Annotated in this window: 15 protein-coding genes; 4 read left to right on the forward strand and 11 right to left on the reverse strand. The window is 41.9% G+C overall.

The window, feature by feature from the left end; translation table 11 throughout:
- A partial coding sequence (locus BUA12_RS10435; RefSeq protein ID WP_218587338.1) for a restriction endonuclease subunit S occupies window positions 1-775 on the forward strand: 775 nt, incomplete at its 5' end.
- Between the two features lie 72 nt (window positions 776-847).
- Window positions 848-1,777 carry a site-specific integrase gene (locus BUA12_RS10440; RefSeq protein WP_072710559.1) on the forward strand — a complete coding sequence of 310 codons (930 nt, stop codon included), beginning with the start codon at window positions 848-850 and terminating at the stop codon, window positions 1,775-1,777.
- A 27-nt stretch (window positions 1,778-1,804) separates the two neighbouring features.
- On the opposite strand, the gene BUA12_RS13210 is transcribed toward BUA12_RS10440, so the two are convergent.
- From BUA12_RS13210 to BUA12_RS10455, 3 genes are all read right to left on the reverse strand, one after another.
- On the reverse strand, window positions 1,805-3,061 hold the full coding sequence (locus BUA12_RS13210; protein ID WP_072710560.1) for a restriction endonuclease subunit S: 1,257 nt from the start codon (window positions 3,059-3,061) through the stop codon (window positions 1,805-1,807).
- Entirely contained in the window at window positions 3,058-4,650 is a 1,593-nt protein-coding gene (locus tag BUA12_RS10450; RefSeq protein ID WP_072710626.1) for a type I restriction-modification system subunit M, read from the reverse strand. Before BUA12_RS10450 ends, BUA12_RS13210 begins: the two co-directional genes overlap by 4 nt.
- A 65-nt stretch (window positions 4,651-4,715) precedes the next feature.
- Window positions 4,716-7,505, reverse strand: coding sequence for a type I restriction endonuclease subunit R (locus BUA12_RS10455; RefSeq protein ID WP_072710561.1), 2,790 nt, complete (start codon window positions 7,503-7,505; stop codon window positions 4,716-4,718).
- Between the two features lie 183 nt (window positions 7,506-7,688).
- On the opposite strand from BUA12_RS10455, the gene BUA12_RS10460 reads away from it, so the two are divergent.
- Window positions 7,689-7,883 carry a hypothetical protein gene (locus BUA12_RS10460; protein WP_072710562.1) on the forward strand — a complete coding sequence of 65 codons (195 nt, stop codon included), beginning with the start codon at window positions 7,689-7,691 and terminating at the stop codon, window positions 7,881-7,883.
- Window positions 7,884-8,472: 589 nt separating this feature from the next.
- Window positions 8,473-9,894, forward strand: a complete 1,422-nt coding sequence (locus BUA12_RS10470) for a sodium:solute symporter family protein (protein ID WP_072710564.1) — start codon at window positions 8,473-8,475, stop codon at window positions 9,892-9,894.
- Window positions 9,895-10,041: 147 nt separating this feature from the next.
- Here the strand turns inward: BUA12_RS10470 and BUA12_RS10475 are convergent, their stop codons facing one another.
- The 8 genes from BUA12_RS10475 to BUA12_RS10510 all read right to left on the reverse strand — a co-directional run bounded on the left by BUA12_RS10475 (window position 10,042) and on the right by BUA12_RS10510 (window position 16,912).
- Window positions 10,042-10,311, reverse strand: coding sequence for a type II toxin-antitoxin system RelE family toxin (locus BUA12_RS10475; RefSeq protein WP_072710565.1), 270 nt, complete (start codon window positions 10,309-10,311; stop codon window positions 10,042-10,044).
- Between the two features lies 1 nt (window position 10,312).
- Window positions 10,313-10,537 carry a type II toxin-antitoxin system RelB family antitoxin gene (gene relB, locus BUA12_RS10480; protein ID WP_072710566.1) on the reverse strand — a complete coding sequence of 75 codons (225 nt, stop codon included), beginning with the start codon at window positions 10,535-10,537 and terminating at the stop codon, window positions 10,313-10,315.
- A 141-nt stretch (window positions 10,538-10,678) separates the two neighbouring features.
- Window positions 10,679-11,167 (reverse strand): TspO/MBR family protein, encoded by a 489-nt coding sequence (locus tag BUA12_RS10485; protein WP_072710567.1) that lies wholly within the window; start codon window positions 11,165-11,167, stop codon window positions 10,679-10,681.
- Between the two features lie 453 nt (window positions 11,168-11,620).
- On the reverse strand, window positions 11,621-12,670 hold the full coding sequence (locus BUA12_RS10490) for a homocysteine S-methyltransferase family protein (protein ID WP_072710568.1): 1,050 nt from the start codon (window positions 12,668-12,670) through the stop codon (window positions 11,621-11,623).
- Between the two features lie 485 nt (window positions 12,671-13,155).
- The gene (locus BUA12_RS10495; protein WP_072710569.1) at window positions 13,156-14,658 is read right to left on the reverse strand and encodes a metal ABC transporter solute-binding protein, Zn/Mn family; all 1,503 of its coding nucleotides are present in this window, start codon (window positions 14,656-14,658) and stop codon (window positions 13,156-13,158) included.
- A gap of 32 nt (window positions 14,659-14,690) precedes the next feature.
- The gene (locus BUA12_RS10500; protein ID WP_072710570.1) at window positions 14,691-15,740 is read right to left on the reverse strand and encodes a ZinT/AdcA family metal-binding protein; all 1,050 of its coding nucleotides are present in this window, start codon (window positions 15,738-15,740) and stop codon (window positions 14,691-14,693) included.
- Between the two features lie 23 nt (window positions 15,741-15,763).
- The gene (gene rpsN, locus BUA12_RS10505) at window positions 15,764-16,033 is read right to left on the reverse strand and encodes a 30S ribosomal protein S14 (RefSeq protein ID WP_072710571.1); all 270 of its coding nucleotides are present in this window, start codon (window positions 16,031-16,033) and stop codon (window positions 15,764-15,766) included.
- Between the two features lie 414 nt (window positions 16,034-16,447).
- Window positions 16,448-16,912: a TspO/MBR family protein gene (locus tag BUA12_RS10510; RefSeq protein ID WP_072710572.1), complete on the reverse strand. Its 465-nt coding sequence runs from the start codon at window positions 16,910-16,912 to the stop codon at window positions 16,448-16,450.
- Between the last annotated feature and the right edge of the window lie 130 nt (window positions 16,913-17,042).

Consider the following 17,042-nt stretch of genomic DNA (forward strand, 5'->3'; position numbering starts at 1 on the left):
TATAAAAGAAGCATCAATCCATTTACCTGAACATAGGGAAAAAGATAACATTGGAAAATTTCTCAAGACACTAGACTCGTATACTCTTCTTCATCAGCGAAAAATTAACATTTTAAAAAGGTTAAAACAAGAATATCTCGGTTTAATGTTTACAGATAAAGAACATTCTACACCAATGCTTCGTTTTAAACAGTTTAAAAGAGATTGGGAACAGCGTAAGTTAAAAGATATTAGTGATAGAGTAACTAGAAAAAATAAAGACAATGCTTCTAAGTTACCTTTAACTATTTCTGCCCAAGATGGGCTAGTTGATCAAAACACATATTATAAAAAACAAATAGCTAGTCGAGATATGAGCAATTATTATCTCCTAAAAAAAGGGGACTTTGCCTATAATAAAAGCTATTCAAATGGATTCCCTTTAGGTGTCGTGAAAAGATTAGATAAATATGAATACGGCGTATTATCTACACTTTATATTGTATTTAGACCCACACAGATCAACTCTGATTTTTTGCTTTTTTACTATGAAACAAATAAGTGGCATAAAGAAGTATTAAGGCTATCAGCCGAGGGAGCTAGAAATCATGGTCTATTAAATATATCTGTTAAAGATTTTTTTGATACTAAAATGAGAACTCCTATCTCAGAAAAAGAACAAGTTGAAATTGGTGTCTTTTTAATGAAGCTAGAAAAAATTATAAATCTTCAACATAATAAAATGGCTGTACTTGAAAAAATAAAAAAGACATACTTACACAAAATGTTTCTATAAATTTTTAAAATCTCTTAAAATCAATAACGTTGATTTAGTTTTAATCAACGTTAAATTTTAGGAGGTTTTTTTATGACAGCTAAGAAGAAGGCAAATCAACTATTTTTCAGGTACTTCGAAGATTGGATTGAACTGTACAAAGTAGGAGCCGTTCGTGATGTGACATTGAAGAAGTATTATATGACTCTGCAAAAGTTGGAGTTATTAGCACCTAATTTAAGAATGTATGATTTGGACCGTCAAAGTTACCAAAGGATATTGAACGACTATGCCTTAACTCATGAAAAGCAAACTACAATGGATTTCCACCATCAATTAAAAGGTGCCATATTAGATGCTGTAGACGAAGGTATCATAGAAAAAAACCCGACTAGAAAAGTGATTATTAAAGGGAAAGAGCCCAGACCGAAGAAAATAAAGTTCTTGAATCAGTTTGAATTGCAGGCTTTATTAAAGAATTTAGATTTGAAAGATGAAATCAATTGGGACTGGTTTATATTGCTTGTTGCCAAAACAGGTTTGAGATTTTCTGAAGCACTGGCATTGACACCTGCGGATTTCGATTTTTCTAAGCAAAGCATCTCTGTGGATAAAACATGGGATTACAAATCCTCAAAAGGCGGCATGCAGGATACAAAGAATGAGTCATCAAAACGTAAAGTTACAATGGACTGGCAGGTAGCAATGCAATTCTCTCAAATGATTAAAGAGTTGGACCCGGAAAAACCTATCTTTGTTAACGGTAGAATTTATAATTCTATGGTGAATAGTAGACTTAGAGCTTTATGTATTAAAGCTGATATTCCCATCATTTCAATTCATGGACTTAGACACACGCATGCTTCTTTATTACTTTTTGCGGGAGTGTCAATTGCTAGTGTGGCCCGAAGATTAGGTCATTCAAGCATGATTACTACCCAGGAAACATACTTGCACATTATTAAAGAGTTAGACAATCAAGACAATGATAAAATAATAAGACATTTATCAACCTTGGTGTAAAAATATCTAGAGAGAAGTATCTTCTCTCTAGATAAACATTTTATGCAAATATACCTTTTTAATCATATATAATGTATCCAATTTTTGCTGAGATAACTTAATATTTTTATCAAATAAATTGATAATTAATCCAATATTATTTTGTTCTTCTAAGCTTTTAGGTATAGTAATGTCTAAAGCTGATAGTGATTTCTGACTAACGCCTTTAGCAGTAGCACCGCTTGATAGAGAGAGTAATTTATTTTGAACAGTTGATGTTCTTAGTGTTGTTGCTAGAAAGAGATTAGTCATCTTACTTTTATCTGTATCGAACGCTAAAGTCCGTTGACTTAGTATATATTTCTCATTATCTGGAACAAGAGCAACATTTCCCATCGGGGCTTCTGTCGTAAACAACACTAGTCCTTTGGATAAATGTTTATCTCCCATCCATTTTTTATATAGCTTCTCAGATCCATACTTAGCCTCTATAGTTTTATCGATATAACCATTTTTAACATTTAATGCAGATAAAGCTAAATACCCTGTATCTGACCATTCCATCCCGAGCTTTTTAGGCGTTTTTCCTCTGAAATCAATTAAAGTTGTTATATTATCGAAAAATTTATTGTGTACCCATTTCTCTTTAAATCCCTTAAATCGAAGTTGAGGGATATTTATATCATTTTTAGGAAACATTAAACTAAGATATTGTTGCTTTATTCTCTGTAATATAGTAATCCTTCGACGATGAAGATCTATCATAGTATCTAGTGACTTTAGTAATTCCCCTATTTTATCCTGTTCTTCATAAGTCGGAAAACTTCCTATCATATTTTCGATATTTTTTCGGGTAATATAAAATATAGTAGACCCTGCAGATTCATTTTTCATTTTTCTCCTGGTTTTTGAGCTTTTAAAAAATGAATATAAAAAATCAATATTATAATTAGGCTTAGGCGTTAATCCAATAAATGTTTGATTTGTTATTAAATCTTTAGTAACAATGGCAACTACTCCAAAAGTAGCACTTACAGAAATAATAATAGAGCCTTTAGGAATGACTTTTAAATTCATAGATTTTATTGTATCTTCAGAAACATATTTTCCACTCATAGATCCCTCAAGATATCTTCCTTGTATATCTTCAATACGTGTCCAAGGAATCTCTCCTGAAAACTCTTTAGGCTTATCTCTCATAGGTACAATAAAGTTTTGGAAAACCATGTTTAGTTTACGCTGTTCCCAATCGTCAGAAAAGCCTTTAAAGCGGAGTTCCGGGACTCTTTTTTCTTCCTTACTCATCGACGGAACACCTCTTTTGTAGCTTCAATCAGAGCCAGGCCATCTTCGTCGCCTTCCAGTTCGTCCAGCATTTCCAAAAGACTTGCTTCCGCTTCTTCAAGCTCTTTATTAATATCTTTGATTTCTTCATGAAGGGCTTTTATATCTACAGGCTCTTCTTCCTCAAAAGTATCAACATACCGAGGAATATTTAAGTTATACTCATTCTCTTCGATTTCTTCTCTTAATGCTACATGGCTGTATTTATCAATCTCTTCTCGGTTTCTGTATGTCTCGACGATTTTCTTCACATCATCATCGGTTAAATGGTTCTGGTTCTTACCTTTTTCAAACGACTGCGAAGCATCGATGAACAGTACATCATCTGTTTCCCTTGATTTCTTTAACACTAAAATCGTCGTCGGAATACTCGTTCCAAAGAAGATATTCGCAGGCAGTCCAATCACTGCATCAAGATAGTTTTTCTGTTCAATCAAGTACTTTCGGATCGTACCTTCCCCTGCTCCTCTGAAAAGTACACCGTGCGGAAGTACAACTGCCATCGTGCCATTATCAGCAAGATAATGTACCATATGCTGAATGAAAGCAAAGTCCGCTTTTGATTTAGGCGCAAGCTTACCATAACCACTGAACCGTTCATCATCATTAAATGACGGGTCCGCACTCCACTTTGCACTGTACGGCGGATTCGCAACAACAGCTTCAAACTTCATATCCATGAATGCAGGCTCTTCAAGTGTATCACCGTTTTCAATCGTGAATGCTTTATAGTTCACATCATGAAGCAGCATGTTCATCCGCGCCAGGTTATAAGTCGTACTGTTGTATTCCTGGCCGTAGAAGTGTCTGACATTCGCATGCTTACCTACACGGAGCAGCAAAGAGCCTGACCCGCATGTTGGATCATATACATTCCTTAAATTTTTCTTACCTGTCGTCACAATCTCTGCAAGAATCTTCGACACCTGCTGCGGTGTATAGAATTCCCCGGCCTTTTTACCTGCCGTGGCCGCGAACTGTCCTATCATATACTCATAAGCATCGCCGAGCATATCTATCTCTAAATCACTATGTACAAACGGCAATGTTGAAAGATTCAACATCACTTTGGAAATCAATTTAGTTCTAGCTGAAACGTTATTGCCGAGTCTTGAAGACGTCAGGTCCATATCATCGAACAGATGAGTGAAATCATCTTCACTGGCTTCCCCAAGTGTCGAGGCCTCCACTGCAGAAATCGCCTCCGACAGCTTCTCAATATCGAACTCTCCCTGCTCAATCTCCTCAATCATCCTGCTGAACAAATACTTTGGCTCCACAATGTAACCGATACGTGTCGTCAGTTCATCCTGTAACGCTTCCCTGTATTCCTCGTCTTCCCAGGCCTCTCTGTAAGAAAGCTCGTCTTCTTTCAAAAGGTCATTTACTACATCTTCCGTCTTTTCAGAAAGGAATCTATAGAAGATAAGCCCTAATATGTAATTTCTGAACTCACTGGCATCCATGTTCCCTCTGAGATCATTCGCTATATCCCATAATCTCTTGTGCAGTTCTGCCTGCTGCTGGCGCTGTTTCTCCGTTACTGTCATCATTTATTCCGTTCCTCCTATTTATACAGAAAAGACAACAAGTGATGCGGATGCATCACTTGAGTCTATTCCACCAATCCAAATTTACGTGATACATCTTTTACAAACTGGTAAACCTTATTCACTTTCTTCCGCTTCTTCAAAAGCCCGCCCGTGACGCCTTTTTCTATATCCTTACGGTACAGCAGACCACTGTAATCATACTCCGTGTACAGGCTCTGTAATTGTTCGACCGGGTATTGTTCAGTCTCTGCAAAGTCTTTAAATTCCTGCAGTTTTTTATCTTCTTCGAAATCCAGGTAGACCTTCTCTATGTTAGCGTTCCGATCCAGCTTAGGCAGGACTTCATCCAGAAACTCCTGAATCAAATCTGCCTTCAGACGCAGATTTTCATCGTCTGCACGCTCAAGCATCAATTTAATCTGCTTGCGCTCCTCAGTCTGTTTCTTCTTATTTTCCAGGTCGATATTCCCAATCAAATTGAGAATATAGCTGACATTCACTTTATCATTTCTGATCACTTCTATCTCGAAATCGATGTCATTGATGACCGAAACCTTTTCACTATCCTTTTGGCGGATGTATTTATCATAGTAGTCCAAATATGCGCTTCTATAATCCTCATAGCCCTGCTCTGAAACGCCCAGGAGTGTTTTGGTGAAGTCGAAGTCCTCGAATGTCTTCAGTTTCAGCAGGGCCCTTGCCGTTTGCCTGTAGGAGACGATAAACGCTTTGATTTCTTCTTCGTCTTCCAGGTGGTAGGCATCCTGAGGGGTAGATACTACAGTATGTAGCTCATTCATGCCTGCCTGGAAATCCTCCAGATACTCTTCAAAGGACTTGCTTAATACTACATCAGTATCCTCAGTATCGGAAAATAATTGTATGGCTTCATCCGTTTCTTTCTTCAAATCGCGGTAGCTCACAATATTACCATATGGCTTAGTCTGCTTTTCCACCCTGTTGGTCCTGGAGTATGCCTGGATCAAATCATGATGTTTCAAGTATTTATCTACATATAACGTATTCAATACTTTACTGTCAAAGCCGGTCAAAAACATATTGACCACAATCAGGAGATCAATTTTCTGACCCGGTATCCCCTTTTTCATCCGCTTGGATATATCATCAAAATACTGGTCGTAGGTTTCAAGCGAGAAGTTCGTATTATAGTTTTCATTGTAATCATCGATGACTCTCGCAAGCCGGTCTTTGGCATGTTCCTTGACATCGCCTTCCCTCAAATCTTCATTGGCTTGATAGCTGAAGATTGTGGCGATGTTGAGAGGCTTACTACCCTCTTCATGATTGATTTCCTTGAATTTATCGTAGTATTTCATTGCTGTGTCTATACTCTGGGTTGCAAATATACTGGAATACTGACGGTCTTTTGTTTTATTGTCATGAATACTGTAGATATGCCTTGCCACCATATCGATTCTATCATCCGCCATCCATATTTCATTCGTGTCGATGGCTTTCACGTATTCTTCACCAGAAGAGGTTGCCTTATCTTTAAAGGTATTGATGTACTCGATGGAGAAGCCCAGTACGTTCCCATCCCTTATGGCATCCTTGATCAGATAATGATGCAGACACTTATCGAATATATCTGCGGTACTTCTTCCATCCTGGCTCTTATTATCGTCAAATCTCGGTGTACCCGTGAAGCCGAAGTACTGCGAATTCTGGAAATGCCTGCGAATCATCCTGTGCATATCACCGAACTGTGAGCGGTGACATTCATCGATGACGAAAATGACTTTATCTTCTTTATACTGGTGCATCACCGGGGCATTCGATTTCACGGCATTGGCCATCTTCTGTATCGTCGTGATGATCATCGGATTGCTTTTATCTTCCAACTGCTCTAATAGATGCTTTGTATTATCCGTATAGTCCACAGAACCCGGTTCGAACTTATCGAACTCTTTCTGCGTCTGGGTGTCCAAATCTTTTCGGTCCACAAGGAAGATGACTTTCTTTATCTCCTTCTCCTGGGCAAGCAGCTGGCTCGCCTTGAAGGATGTCAAAGTTTTTCCGCTGCCGGTCGTGTGCCAGACATAACCGTTGTTGTTCGTTTCCAATGCACGCTTGATCAGTGCCTCTGTCGCATACATCTGGTACGGCCGGAGCACGATCAAGTTTTTATCTGTTTCATTAACCACCATATAGCGGCCGATCATTTTCGCCAGATGATGCGGCAGCATGAAACTGTCTATCAACTCGTGAACATTGGTGAGACGGTTGTTCTCTTCATCCGTCCAATAGAACATATGGCTCTTATAAATTTCTTTATCATTATTGGCATAATATCTCGTGTCGTTATAGTTGCTCAAGACAAATAACTGGGTATATCTGAACAACCCCGTAAAGTTGTGCCTGCGGTAACGCTCGACTTGATTGAATGCTTCATTGATCGCCACCCCGCGGCGCTTCAACTCTATCTGCACGACAGGCAGACCGTTGATGAGTACGGTCACATCATAACGGCCTTTATATTTATCTTCCACGCTGATTTGATTGGTGACTTGAAACGTATTCCTGCACCAGTTCTTCGAATCAAAGAACTCCAGATAAAGCTCCGTCTCATCATCCCGCTTCAAGACGAACTTATCCCTTAAAATCCGGGCACTGTCGAAGACACTCTTATTGTTGATCTGGATCATCAGCCGTTTGAACTCACTGTCCGTCAGCAGCTGACCATTCAGCTTATCTGCATGCCTGTCATTCAATATCCGCCTGAAGTTCTCTTCCAGGCTCTCGTTATTATGTATAGCTGCCCTCTCATATCCAACCCTCTCCAGCTGGTCCATCACCTTATTCTCCAGAGCCAGCTCACTTTGGGTGCTCATATCTCATCCCACCATTCGATAAAATTGGAAGTTGATTCCAGTATACTATATTTGACTCAAAAATAAGAGTATGGGATTTGAGTGCTTTGACTTCTCGATGAACACTTTTCACTACATTGAACCTAGAGTATATGAGTTAATAAGTACTATTTAACACGGCAAAATATAAGTGAGGTGGTCGAAATGAAGTCTGCGAAATTAGCGGACATCCGTAAAAGGAATTCTCAAAGGCGCGCGCAGGCCATGCGGACAGCCAGACGGGTCAATCCTGACTTCATTCCAGGAATGCGTACTTCTGACAGACTTCGTAAGAATCCTTACAAACAACAGATCCTTGATGAGATGAAGGAGATAGAAGATGAGCTACAGCATAAATGATGCCCGGGCTGATTTATATAGAATTCCTTCTGATATCAATTTGTATGACAGGATGATTGAAGTCGCTGTCATCATTACAAAATCATGTGCGAGCACGTCAAAGAAAGCGATATGCCCATCATCGTCGGCGGACTTTCAATGGAAATTTACACTGAGAGTCAATACACGACACATGATATTGATTTTTTAACTATATCATCCAGATACCAGTACATCAAAATCCCAACCTATGCACATAGGTTGGGATTCTTTTTATCATGCTCACTGCATTACTTGTACAATGATTATATCGCTCCAGTTTTATTTTCTAAAATTACACAAGACATCTTGCTATGGAACCCTCTCCCCCAAGATGGTATCGCCTGGATAATATATGCTCGGATTGCCTTTCTTTATGAGTGGAATCCCAGCAATATCAAAGCGCTTCAGCAATTATTCGTACACCATATGTATTGAGTGTATTACTTTCATGATTTTAAGCATTCAATTTATAAAAATACAGCTGAAAATTTTTAAAGAAAAAGGTAAAATGATGGATGGGTATTTTTTAAAAATATACTACATAACATCTACAGAGGTGGATCATCCTATGTTCAGCGAAGATGCAAGAATTTTATTATCAGTCATCGTTTTCGCCTACTTCATCTTTCTTTTTGTCATGGCTTTATACATGACCCGGAAAAATAAGACATATGAAGACTATAATGTGGCCGGCAGGTCAGTTTCAATTTTCCCGATCATCATGACTTTCATCGGGACCGGCGTCGGCGGATCGACGCTGCTCGGCTACATGGAAAATGGTTACCGTCTGGGTATGGGCCAGCAGTGGATACATATTTCCATATTCCTGTGCGTGATCATTTTCGCCACATTCCTGATCAAACGCATCGGGCAGCTGGGTGAGCAGCATCACATGGTCACCATCGGGGACTATACTACGCTCCGTTACAGCAAACGCGCCCGTGTACCGACGGTGTTCAGCATTTTATTTTCTTACTGTGCCATGACGGGCACGAATTTCATCGCACTCGCAACAATATTGAATTTGACGATCGGATTGGATTTCATGCTCGGCATTTTCATCGGATGGTTCCTGCTCACATCCAAAACCTATTTTGGTGGACTGAAGGCCATCATCTGGCAGGATGTCATTCATGGGATCATACTGACAGTGGGCATCATCATCCTCTTCATCACAGTAGTGTCGGCATCCGGCGGCTGGGGTCCGACTGCGGAATATGCCGCATCTGTTGGTGAAGGTAACATGCTCAGCGTGATGAACATCTCAACAGGTGAAATACTCATCTACCTGTTTACGCTCGGTCTGTTCCAGCTCGTCAGACAGGATCTCTGGCAGCGCGTCTGGGCATCAAAGAGTGTAAATTCAGCGCCCAATGCATACTGGATATCCATGGTCATCGCCGTCGGCCTGGGTGTGCTGATCGTCGCCATCGGCGTATTCAGCCGGTACGGGCTCAGACTCACGGATATCGACCCGGTATTCATTTACTATGGCGTCATTGAAGAAGTGTTTCCTTTCGCGCTGGTCGTCCTGATGATCATCGTGCTGCTGGCCGTCGTCATCTCAAGTGCCGACTCTTTCCTTATGGCCGGTGCATCATCCATCGTGAACGATATCATCAGACCGAATACTGCACATGCAGGGGAAAAGAAGATGCTGCTTTGGAGCCGGCTTTCCGTGCTGATTGTATCCGTCATCGCACTCGTGTCCGCACTGGTGATCCCGGAACTGGTCAACCTCATGGTGACCGGAACGGCAATGACGGTCTCCGGACTGTTGGCACCCGTCGTATTCGGGTTGTTTTGGAAAAGGGTGCCGGAGATTGCGGGCATCGCCTCCATGTGGGGCGGATTGTCCGTCGCCGTCATCTGGCAGGTCCTGGGCCAGCCCTTTGATCTGCATCCCATCTTCATCGGTTTACCGTTATCGATCATCATCCTGCTGATCATCACTTTATCAACGAAGCCGAATGCCCCTGCCAGGGCGTAGATTGACCAATGCGGTGTTCCGTGTTGCTGTTGAACATACACCGCACTTATTTTCCATGAAGACGCACGGCCGATATTCCATCGGCCGTGCGTTTTTTTAGTCATCCTCAAGCCAAAAAGAAAGCCAATCCCCACATTGAGGGATTGGCTATTGTTTATAAATATCTTCACGATGTCCGACATTGATCACAATAATTTTAACTTCATCCTGGTTGATATCTGCAGGGATCCGGTAATTTCCGACACGGTAGCGCCAGTAGTCTTTGAGTTGTCTTTTCAATGCTTTCCCATGCTGCTTAGGATCACTCGTGTTCTGCAGATTCTTTTCAATCCATGCGACAATCATACGCTGTTGTCCTTTATCAATCTTCGACAGATTTTTTACGGCCCGTCTTTCGTATACGACCTTATACTTCATGCTACAAGCCCAGCATCTTCTTCATTTCGTCATGATCGTAAACGGTCACGTCGTCATTTTGAACATCGGCTTCGTAAGATTTGAGCAATTCAAGGTCGAATTCATCCTCTATTCTTTCCTCGAGTGCCTGCTTCATGATAGTGGACAAAGGTGCACCATGCAGTTTCGCATATGCCTCAAATGCTTCCTGCTCATCCTTGTTCATACGTACTGTGATTGTACCCATCAGCATCCATCCCCTTTAGTTTATACTACATATTGTAACACATTGTAGCACAATTTTAGTTAAATGGACACCAACAAGGGAGCGCCTATGCCTTGAGCGGCCGGATTTTAAGCATTTTTGTATTAATATTCATAACAGGACTTATGTCCCGGACCCGCCCTCTGGTCTTTTTGCACGATTCAGATACCAGCTGCCCAGTGTCAGGTAAGCTGCATATGTCGTCCATAGTGTATACGGCAGCAGAATGATGCCCGCCAGTCTGCTCACTTTAAAGAATTTCACTAATACAGCGTACATCGTCACCCAAATCATGATACTGTTCACCAACGCCAATTGACGCTTCCTGAGCCGGAAGAACAGGAAGGACCAGGTGTAGTTGATCACAAGATGAACCTTGAACAATCTGCTTGCCCCACGGTCCCCTTTCCTGTTGACGCGGGCATGGGCCAATCCCATCGTCAGGTAAAGGAAGGTCCACATGGGCGCGAAAATTTTACGCGGCGGGGCAAACGGCGGCTGTTTAAGTTTCCTGTACTGCCCTGGTGCGGATCTGGTGGATAATTTCCCGATTGCTTTACCTAATATGAGCGGAGTGACGAGATGAAAGATAAACTGGATGATTGGTTTCATATAATATCCTCGTTTCGGAATTTGATACAAGTATATACTATATTCAGGTGAATGTAACAGCAATAATAATGCCGAAGACTCAGGTAATATTGAAAGACCTTTGGAGAGTGTAGAATATTTTGTGTAGATGAATCATAGATCGGAATAAGATGATATTACAGCTATACAGGCAATGCAACAAGCGAATGTCAAAGAACCAACGTTCCATAAACCCGCCACTCAATTGGAAAGCATATAAAAAATGTAGGTCAACCAACAATTTTAAATTGCTGGTTTCCTACATTTTTTAATACTGCTGTTTACATAAGCCTTATATTTTCAAAAATGATGTGAATACTTTCGGTTACTCAATGGTTTTTCAAGCAAATTGGCGATGTCATACTCCTATTCTCATTTTACAGCATTGAATTGAAAAAGATGATAGTGGGCCGGAATCTGGTGATGTATCAATGGTCATGCTTTCCCTCTATAGTTCGTGTTATTTTCATTTAACGTTTCATCTTTACCAAATAAAAAGTGCTTTTCCATATCAGGTGAATACTTCGAATTGAGCGTGTCCTGTCCTACAGCTTCAGCTACAGCCCGTAACATTGCCGGCGATGCGCCACAGCATAACCCAATATAATTTATGCCGATGCGATGCGCATTCTCAGCCCATTCAGCAAGTTCATAACGATTATGATACAGTGGATCCAAAGCAGTCGGGAAAGTCGTTTCCAGCGGCAGGTGGCAACGACATCCACTGTCCGGCAGGTTAAAGAAAGTCGGATGTTCTTCTGTTGTACGGTATGGGAGTGGCACGCCCGCAACATAACCATCCACTTCTTTACGTACCTTTTCTAGATATGGCTGCATGCTGTCTGGACCGCGGAAGCAGTTCATCCCGACTACCAAGGCCCCTTCTTCAGCTAATATTCTGCAGGAGTCTTCCACCGTATATCCATCTCTTAATATATTCTCCCCCATCAGTCCAAGGGTGATGACTGCAGGTAAGCCTTGATTTCTAATCTCTTCCAGGGCAATCAGTGCTTCCTCATGATAATAAAATGTTTCACCTTGAATATAATCCACACCCTCTTCTTTGCACCAACGCACCATTTCCCTGAAAATATTCCGGACTTTTTCTTTTGACTCGGGATCTTCAGAATCAAAAATATTAGTATTTGAGATATTACCTGCAACTAATGCTTCTTCTTTTGGATGTTCTTTTGCGACCTCTTTGGCCAGTTGAATTGCACGTCTATTGAGGGGTTCGAGTAAATCTTCTTTGCCGATGATCCTCATTTTTTCTCTATGAGCATTATAGGTGAATGCCAGCACCACATCCGAACCTGAGTTCATGTAGTCCCGGTATGTCTGTTTCAATGCTTCCGGATTTTCCAACGCGACTTCCGGGACGAAAGATCCAGCTTGCAGATATCCCCTACGCTCGAGCTCGAATAAATAACCTTCTCCTACAATGACAGGACCGTCTTTCAGTCTTTCTTCCAAACTGCGTTTCATATAAGTTTCCCCCTCCAGATTCATATTAAAAGAAAAGGACTGGAGTTAATTTTCCCAGCCTTTTGAATTAGGATAAGTCTACCATGAAAAAACATGATCGTGTCATACTTATAATTCATGACTTATTATAATCTTAAGCTATACCATGGCTAACCACAGGTCACCTTAACTAATTGACGATGTTTCATAAATCTATAATAAATACTGATCAAGGGGGGTTTTAACACCATCCAAGTAAACACTCGGGCCAGATTTTTCAATAAATCTGAATCGCTTTCGAACATCCACACCACACTTATATTCCATGAAAACGCACGGCCGATGGAATATCGGCCGTGCGTTTTCAGTCATCCCCAGAAGAAATCGATTGATTGCACAATCCATGATTCAATGCATCATCAAGACAGCCTCTCACCCGCCTTTTCTTCTAGAAAGAATCAATCCAAATTTCCTCTGCACATTTGCTTTAAAGGATCATCAAATGATCAATCAGTCACTTTTTCAAGTACTTCAAGGTTACGCTGCATCAAAGATATATAATCTTCGTCATTGCTGATATCTTCCTCAGTCCTCACCTCCATATTGTGGATCATTTCTGCTTCGGCGCCGATCTCATTTTGTATGACTTCGGCTATGGTGTTTGTACTATTCTGTTCATGGAGGACATAATCCAGATCATATTCCCTCACCGTGTCGATCAAACCGGCAAGCTGACTTTGAGAAGGTTCATCCGTCATTGTATAACCTGTAACCGGTATCTGTTCGATCCCATACTTATCCCAGTAGCCGAATGCTGCATGGGGCACGATGATGTGCTTTTCACTGCCGTCATTCAAAGTGTCATCAAAGGCCTGGTCGAGTGTTTCCATATTGACTTTCAATGCCTCAAAGTTTTCTCTGTACGAACTTTCATTTTCCGGATTGAGTGCAATCATTTCCTCAAGGACGATTTCCCCCACTTCAATCATTTTGATCGGGTCGACCCAGATATGCGGATCTATGTCATCGTGATCATCAATGAGGATTTCAACGGGATTGGATCGGGAGATGATATTTCCATTTTCGTCCAGCAATTCCACTTTGACCATCTGAAGCGCATCGTTGGCTTCCCCTTCAAAACTTTCACCGGATTGTCCACTTTCCTCCCATGCGTCCGAGTCATTGGACATGGTGTACCACTGCAGTTCATCATAAGATTCATCAGCAGATACGGTGAGTACCACAAGATCACCTGTATGATAATGACCTGCAAGTCCTTCTATCGTCACATCTTCGTCATTGTGGGTGTGCGTATCTTCAACTTGCCCTTCTTGCCCTTCGTCATGGTCGTCGATCACGATATCCACCGGTTCAGATTCAGCCATCACATCGTGGTTGTCATCAAACTGCGCAACTTTGACCTGACCAACGTCATGTGTGGCCTCAATTTCCAATTCATCCTGGTATTGGCCTGTGACTTCTGACCATTCGTCATCAACCGATGCTCGTGTATACCAATGGAAATGATTTGGACCGGCGTCGTAAGATGCATTCAATTCAATCGTGTCGCCAGTATGATAATGATGCCCTGCACCCTCTATCAGGAGATCGCCGGCATCCACATCTGCCGCTTCATCATGGGTATGCCTTTGAAACAATGTTTCATGGTCCGATAGTCCGACAAGATGGACATCCTCACCCGACAAAGCAATCGCAATGGAATCTGAAAATGCTTCCATGACTCCGCCTACATAGAAAAAGCCGTCACCGTCCGCATAACCTGTCATCTCCTGCATGGACGGTTCGTAGGAATGGCCGTCGACACCCGGCGGGAACACAGAGGACACATCCACCGTCTCCTGGCCGATTTCACCTACAATATATTCCAGTGGATACACCGTCGTATATATGGTCAGTTCCGGATTTTCTCCAGGCGATTCAGCCTCCCCGCATGCTGAGATGATGACGATCAGCAATGTGAGCATAGTGATCAATTTAATATTCCTCATACCACTTTTCCTTTCGCTTTGAAACTTCACAATCAGTGCAGAAGCAAGTCATCAACAATCTGATCGACACTCATATCTTCAGGGTAATACGTCGGCCAGTGCGCCACTTCTTCAAGCAGAGATGCATTGTCGTCACCCCAGTAAAGATGGAAGTGACCCGAATCTTCGGGTGCAATGATGTGATCGCTGAATTGAATATGCCGAGGTGCGTTCTCATCCCCCTCTTCCAGGTCGAATATATAACGGACCCCGCGGTTTCCTGCTTCATATTCCAAAATCTCATAGCCACTGTAAACATATGAGCCGCCGAATACCTCGTTCTCTTCATGGAAAGTGACTTCCCCTTCCCCGGTGATATCTATATGATCCACATCGGTCTCGTAGCCCGTTTCGTAATACTCCTTGTATTCGTCAAAAGTCATCTCACCGTCTTCTTCTGCTCTGGCCTCATATACTTCATCGAGTTCACCTGCTTCAAAATAAGGGTAGACGGATTTCCAGCTGCCCGCCCAATCTGAGATCCCTCTGTCTGCGACATCGTCGTCATCAAAATAACCTTCGTACACTCCATCATCATGATTGTCTATGGAAATAGTGAGCGGCTCGGATTCACTGATGACATTATGAGACTCATCATAGTATGTCGCCTTGATTTCCTGAGACGCCACTGCCTCTGTCTCCAGGGTCTCTTCATATTCCCCTTCGAATGCGGCCCATTCATCCTCTTCGCCGTCTCTGTAATACCAATGCCAATGTCCATCTGCATCTTCAGCTGCCTCGGATGAAGCCGTCAGGGTGACAGTGTCTCCTGTATGATAGTGGTCGGAAAGACCCTCTATTTCAGCCACTTCGGCATCAGCATGCTCTTCAGATTCATGGTCGTGGTCGTGCTCTTCAGATTCATGGTCGTGATCATGCTCTTCAGATTCATGGTCGTGATCTGCATGAGAACCTTCCTCTTCCTGCTGTGCGCTTTCTTCCTCTGTTTCCAAATCCTGTTCCTCTGGATCTGCGTCTTGACACCCAACAAGTAAAGCACTGAATAGTAGTACTGCTGCACCTTTATATACTTTTCTCTTCATATTTACATCTCCTTCTTTATGTATTACCAACTGGATTTTTTTACACCGGGGATTTGTCCTTTATGTGCAAGTTCTCTGAATTTTATACGAGATAATTCAAACTTTCTCAGTACACCTCTAGGTCGGCCTGTGGCCTTACATCTTCTTGTCAGTCGGGTCGGTGATGAATCCCTGGGTAGTTTTCTTAAGGCCTCATAATCTCCTTTCTCTTTGAGCTCAATACGCAACGTCCGGTATTTATCAACGAGCTCTTGTCTCTTTTGTTCTTTTGCTATTTTTGATTTTTTTGCCATAGTCTCACCTCACATTCTCATCGCCTTAAATCGTAACAATTACGATTTGATAAAATATAATATATCATTCAGAAAAAGTTAATGCAATGATTTCCGGAGATTAAAAATAGATTTAACGAAAAAGTATCTGTGTTCCCATATCTTGACAATGAGCCGATGAAGTCATTCTTTGGCAAACTGAAGCCGGCACAAGGCCTCCTGGTTCAGAAGTTACACGGTCATAAGACGCACGCAGACTTCTTATCTGGAATGACACCTGCAGAACTCTCCTGCATAAAAAATGAGATCCCGATAAATCGGAATCTCAAAAAATATGATTTTATTCAATTGTAAACTTTAGTGGTACCAGGTCAGCATGTTCTTGAAATTCTTTTTAATCAAGAGCCACGATTTATCTCCCGAACCCGACCTCTGTCATTTTGCGCGGTTCAGGTACCAGCTGCCCAGTGTCAGGTAAGCTGCATAAGTCGTCCATAGTGTATACGGCAGCAGAATGATGCCCGCCAGTCTGCTCACTTTGAAGAATTTCACTAATACAGCGTACATCGTCACCCAAATCATGATACTGTTCACCAACGCCAATTGACGCTTCCTGAGCCGGAAGAACAGGAAGGACCAGGTGTAGTTGATCATAAGATGAACATTGAACAATCTGCTTGCCCCACGGTCCCCTTTTCTGTTGACGCGGGCATGGGCCAGCCCCATCGTCAGGTAAAGGAAGGTCCACATGGGCGCGAAAATTTTACGCGGCGGGGCAAACGGCGGCTGTTTAAGTTTCCTGTACTGCCCTGGTGCGGATCTGGTGGATAATTTCCCGATTGCTTTACCTAATATGAGCGGAGTGACAAGATGAAAGATAAACTGGATGATTGGTTTCATATAATATCCTCGTTTCGGAATTTGATACAAGTATATACTAAATTCAGGTGAAGGTAACAGCAATAATAATGTCGCAGACTCAGGTAATATTGAAAGACCTCTGGAGAGTGTAGAATATTTTGTGTAGATG

The sequence above is a fragment of the Lacicoccus alkaliphilus DSM 16010 genome, assembly GCF_900142805.1.
In the GTDB taxonomy this organism is placed as follows: Bacteria; Bacillota; Bacilli; order Staphylococcales; family Salinicoccaceae; genus Lacicoccus; species Lacicoccus alkaliphilus.

Bases quoted from the DNA above. Each gene is read 5' to 3' on its own strand.
- BUA12_RS10495 (WP_072710569.1), bottom strand. From the start codon at position 14,658: ATGAGGAATATTAAATTGATCACTATGCTCACATTGCTGATCGTCATC.
- BUA12_RS10485 (WP_072710567.1), bottom strand. From the start codon at position 11,167: ATGAAACCAATCATCCAGTTTATCTTTCATCTCGTCACTCCGCTCATA.
- BUA12_RS10440 (WP_072710559.1), top strand. From the start codon at position 848: ATGACAGCTAAGAAGAAGGCAAATCAACTATTTTTCAGGTACTTCGAA.
- BUA12_RS10475 (WP_072710565.1), bottom strand. From the start codon at position 10,311: ATGAAGTATAAGGTCGTATACGAAAGACGGGCCGTAAAAAATCTGTCG.
- rpsN (WP_072710571.1), bottom strand. From the start codon at position 16,033: ATGGCAAAAAAATCAAAAATAGCAAAAGAACAAAAGAGACAAGAGCTC.
- BUA12_RS10450 (WP_072710626.1), bottom strand. From the start codon at position 4,650: ATGACAGTAACGGAGAAACAGCGCCAGCAGCAGGCAGAACTGCACAAG.
- BUA12_RS10470 (WP_072710564.1), top strand. From the start codon at position 8,473: ATGTTCAGCGAAGATGCAAGAATTTTATTATCAGTCATCGTTTTCGCC.
- BUA12_RS13210 (WP_072710560.1), bottom strand. From the start codon at position 3,061: ATGAGTAAGGAAGAAAAAAGAGTCCCGGAACTCCGCTTTAAAGGCTTT.
- relB (WP_072710566.1), bottom strand. From the start codon at position 10,537: ATGGGTACAATCACAGTACGTATGAACAAGGATGAGCAGGAAGCATTT.
- BUA12_RS10455 (WP_072710561.1), bottom strand. From the start codon at position 7,505: ATGAGCACCCAAAGTGAGCTGGCTCTGGAGAATAAGGTGATGGACCAG.
- BUA12_RS10500 (WP_072710570.1), bottom strand. From the start codon at position 15,740: ATGAAGAGAAAAGTATATAAAGGTGCAGCAGTACTACTATTCAGTGCT.
- BUA12_RS10460 (WP_072710562.1), top strand. From the start codon at position 7,689: ATGAAGTCTGCGAAATTAGCGGACATCCGTAAAAGGAATTCTCAAAGG.
- BUA12_RS10510 (WP_072710572.1), bottom strand. From the start codon at position 16,912: ATGAAACCAATCATCCAGTTTATCTTTCATCTTGTCACTCCGCTCATA.
- BUA12_RS10490 (WP_072710568.1), bottom strand. From the start codon at position 12,670: ATGAAACGCAGTTTGGAAGAAAGACTGAAAGACGGTCCTGTCATTGTA.